The organism is Belnapia sp. AC561, assembly GCF_979252845.1.
In genome coordinates this window covers 1-416 of sequence record NZ_CEEDBP010000122.1, presented here as the reverse complement: position 1 = coordinate 416, position 416 = coordinate 1, and the positions used below count along the sequence as shown (strand labels likewise).

1 protein-coding gene is annotated in these 416 nt (G+C 62.5%); it reads left to right on the top strand.

The window, feature by feature from the left end; all coding sequences use genetic code 11:
- Window positions 1-225: 225 nt before the first annotated feature.
- Window positions 226-416: MerR family transcriptional regulator (locus AC0IW9_RS30400; protein ID WP_471652039.1), on the top strand; the 191-nt coding region annotated here is incomplete at its 3' end.

Below are 416 nucleotides of genomic sequence, written 5' to 3'. Positions count from 1 at the left end.
ATACTGCAGGCTGCTTAGGGCCGACACGCCGCAGCGCCCTTCCCGGGCCTGCCTTGGCGTGAGCGCTGACAGAACCGGACTGCGGCGCCTTTGCCGCCGCGTCCCCAAAAAGCGCCGGCAAGCTGACTCCAAGACATTTGACAGAAATTTGCGTCGAATGTCCTTGCGTCAATCCTGATCCTCAAGCATCTATCGACAAGAAATTGCGTCGATAGAAGGTCCACCTTGAACATCACCGAGTTGGCGGAAGAGGTGGGGGAGACGCCCCGGCAGATCCGCTACCTGATCGCCGAGGGCTTCATCCCCAATCCGGACGGCAGCCGTGCCAGGCCGGAGTACCGGGAGAGCCATGTCGAGGCGATCCGCCGCTACCAGCGGCTGCGGCAGGACTACAAGCCGGCGCAGATCCGGATCCT